Origin of the sequence: Spirulina sp. CCY15215 (assembly GCF_016888125.1) — a bacterium.
In the GTDB taxonomy this organism is placed as follows: Bacteria; Cyanobacteriota; Cyanobacteriia; order Cyanobacteriales; family Spirulinaceae; genus CCY15215.
The window spans coordinates 1-1,448 of record NZ_JACSWA010000560.1 but is presented as its reverse complement, the minus strand read 5'-3'; the positions used below and the strand labels follow the sequence as shown (position 1 = coordinate 1,448).

The following is a 1,448-nucleotide window of genomic DNA, read 5'->3' as shown; positions in this document are numbered from 1 at the left end:
AACGGATCACGGTTAATGATCATGTGGGTTTACCGACAAGCGATCGCGATGCTTATACCTTCACGACGGATTCTGTGGGGCGGCTGCTTCAGTTTGCAATTCGGAATGAAAATGGTGAGGCTGATGCAAAATTAGATGGCGATGTCAAAGTTGTTTTGTATGACAATCAAAATAACGTTCTGAAGACTGTTGAATCAACTAACCAAGACCCATCTTCAACCTATGCTTTCCATAATTTGGAGCCGAATACTCAATACAAAATCCGGGTTGATGCTCTATCGGGTCAATTAGAAGATGCAACAAACTATCAACTTGTGTTGAATTTGCTCGAGCAAACTTCTAATTCAACAATAGAAGCATTTTTCCAATGGGCAAAAGCACAAACTAGCAAAATTACTCGATTAGATCGAAGCGATCTCAAAGGTGAATGTGTCACATTAATTGCTCGATACATCCAAGAGGTGTTTTTACCTGAATCCGAACGGACTAAACAACGAGCTTTTGGTAATGGTCATGCAACAGCAAGTGTTGTTGCAAGTAACTTCCCACAATACTTTGACTCATATACAACAACCAGTGGTTTAAGTTCTAATCCACCAAAACCGGGAGCTATCATTTCTTTTGGCAAGCACGCCCCAAAGTTTGACGGTGATTATGGTCATGTTGGGATTGTAACTAGCTATAACCCAAGTACAAAAGAAGTGAAATATATTGATATCGGCAACGGGTTGAGTGATGGAATTGTTGCAGGTGAGCGTTCTATATTTGCAACAGATTATCGAATCAATGGTTGGACAAATCCAAAATAATTGATTTGGTTCAACAATTCAGGGCGCAAGCATTGCGCCCCTACGGTAAAATGATAAAATTGGGGGGTTTTGTAGAGGTAAAAAATTGATGTTGGGGTAGGGGCGTATTGCATACGCCCATTTCCGGTATACACCCCAAATTTCAGCAATTTCTATCCTCAAAATATCACCCAAAAATTGCCTAACATTATTTTCGTTCCGAGACATTTCGCGATCGCATTTCCTCCCAAAGAGTCCTGAGAAAGAGACGCGATCGCATTGCTTATGAATTGGTTGATTGAAAGCGCGATCGCCGTTATCAAAAAAGGGTGCAAGCATCAAAGGGCGCAAGCGTTGCGCCCCTACGGTAAAATGATAGAATTGGGCGATTTTGTAGGGGTAAAAAATAAATATTGGGGTAGGGGCGTATTGCATACGCCCATTTCCGGTATGCACCCAATTTCAGCAATTTCTATCCTCAAAATATCGCCCAAAAATTACCCAACATAATTCTAGTTCCGAGACATTTCGCGATCGCATTTCCTCCCAAAAAGAATCCCGATAAAGAGACGCGATCGCATTGTTTATGAATTGGTTGATTGAAAGCGCGATCGCCGTTATCAAAAAAGGGTGCAAGCATCAAAGGGCGCAAGCGTTGCG

At 41.8% G+C, this 1,448-nt stretch carries 3 protein-coding genes; 1 reads left to right on the top strand and 2 read right to left on the bottom strand.

Annotated features, from left to right (window positions below):
- On the top strand, window positions 1-809 hold an 809-nt coding region (locus tag JUI58_RS19635), incomplete at its 5' end, for a CHAP domain-containing protein (RefSeq protein ID WP_204105507.1).
- Window positions 810-827: 18 nt separating this feature from the next.
- Here JUI58_RS19635 and JUI58_RS19630 read toward each other — a convergent pair.
- Together JUI58_RS19630 and JUI58_RS19625 are read right to left on the bottom strand one after the other, a co-directional pair.
- Entirely contained in the window at window positions 828-1,223 is a 396-nt protein-coding gene (locus tag JUI58_RS19630; RefSeq protein ID WP_204105506.1) for a hypothetical protein, read from the bottom strand.
- A gap of 43 nt (window positions 1,224-1,266) precedes the next feature.
- Window positions 1,267-1,448 (bottom strand): hypothetical protein (locus tag JUI58_RS19625; RefSeq protein WP_204105505.1); only part of this gene is annotated, 182 nt, incomplete at its 5' end.

Coding starts and splice junctions, on each gene's coding strand:
- JUI58_RS19630 (WP_204105506.1), bottom strand. CDS start 1,223: ATGCAATACGCCCCTACCCCAATATTTATTTTTTACCCCTACAAAATC.